3 protein-coding genes are annotated in these 1397 nt (G+C 74.8%); all 3 read left to right on the plus strand.

The features are described 5' to 3' along the window. A partial coding sequence (locus tag MHY29_RS12080; RefSeq protein ID WP_239241559.1) for an FHA domain-containing protein occupies nt 1-404 on the plus strand: 404 nt, incomplete at its 5' end. Further along, the gene (locus MHY29_RS12085) at nt 401-958 is read left to right on the plus strand and encodes an FHA domain-containing protein (protein WP_239241561.1); all 558 of its coding nucleotides are present in this window, start codon (nt 401-403) and stop codon (nt 956-958) included. The genes MHY29_RS12080 and MHY29_RS12085, both read left to right, overlap by 4 nt. A 4-nt stretch (nt 959-962) precedes the next feature. Beyond that, on the plus strand, nt 963-1397 hold a 435-nt coding region (locus tag MHY29_RS12090), incomplete at its 3' end, for a protein phosphatase 2C domain-containing protein (protein ID WP_239241563.1).

The raw sequence follows: 1397 nt of genomic DNA on the forward strand, positions 1-1397 counted from the left end.
GCCCCGCACCGACCCCCGCACGCTCCGAGTCCGCGCGTCGTGCACCCGCGGACGAGCAGGCCACCGTGGTCATGCCCCGCCGCACCTCGCCCGCGCCGGCGGTGCCGTGGCTCGAGGCCGACGGCGTCCGCCACCCGCTCACGCACGAGGACATGGTCCTCGGCCGCTCCTCCGAGCGCGCGGACGTCGTCGTCCCGGACTCCTCCGTCTCCCGGCAGCACGCCCGCCTGGTGCGCGTGGGCCGCTCGGTCACGCTGATCGACCTGGGCAGCCGCAACGGCGTCACCGTGAACGGGCGCCGCGTTGACGGCTCCACCGTGCTGCGGGAGGGTGATCGCATCACGGTGGGCCAGACGGACCTGGTCTTCCACATCGACCCCGCCGACGGGAGGCCCCGCGCATGAACGAGCTCGCCGTCGCCGTGCTCCGCCTGGGACTGCTCCTGGCGCTGTGGATCCTCATCATCTCGATCGTCCTGTCCCAGGGCCGCGACCTCGTGGTGGGCCGCCGCAACAAGCTGCGCCTGGAGCAGGCCCGGCGCGACGCCGGCCTGGTCACCGCGGTGCCCGCCGCCGGCGCCCACGCGGCCTCCGCGGACCGGCCGGCCCCGGCCGCCGCGCCCGCCGCCGAGCGGCCCGCTCCCGTGCCCCCGGCTCCGGCCCCCCGGCTGGCGCGCACGCTGCGCATCACGGAGGGCCCCTTGGCCGGGCAGACCGTGGACCTCGGCGGCCGCCCGCTGCTGATCGGCCGCGCCCAGGACGCGGACCTGGTGCTCGTGGACGACTACGCCTCCGGCCGCCACGCGCGCCTGTTCCCGCAGGGCACCCGCTGGTTCCTCGAGGACCTCGGCTCCACCAACGGCACGTTCGTGGACGGCGACCCTGTGACCCGCACCCTTCCGGTGGGCACCTCCTCCACGATCCGCATCGGCAAGACCGTGATGGGCCTGGAGGACTGATCCGGTGACCCTGGTCCTGCACCACGCCGCGCGCACCGACGTCGGCCGAGTCCGCTCCAAGAACGACGACTCCGCCTACGCGGGCCGTCACCTGGCCGTGCTCGCCGACGGCATGGGCGGGCACGTGGGCGGCGACGTCGCGAGCGCGTCCACGGTGCTGGACCTGGCCCACCTGGACGACGTGGGCTACGAGGACCCCGCCACCGTGCTGCCCGACGAGATCCAGAACGCCAACCTGGTGCTCACCTCGCTGGTGCACGCCAACCCGAAGCTGGCCGGCATGGGCACCACGTGCACGGCGGGGCTGCTCGCGGGCGAGGTCCTCCACATGGCGCACATCGGCGACTCCCGCGCGTACCGCCTCAAGGACGGCGAGTTCACGCAGGTCACCCGGGACCACACGTTCGTGCAGAAGCTCGTGGACGAGGGCCGGCTCGAG

Origin of the sequence: Micrococcus sp. ACRRV (assembly GCF_022346985.1) — a bacterium.
GTDB classification, from domain to species: Bacteria; Actinomycetota; Actinomycetes; order Actinomycetales; family Micrococcaceae; genus Micrococcus; species Micrococcus porci.

Coding starts and splice junctions, on each gene's coding strand:
- MHY29_RS12085 (WP_239241561.1), top strand. CDS start 401: ATGAACGAGCTCGCCGTCGCCGTGCTCCGCCTGGGACTGCTCCTGGCG.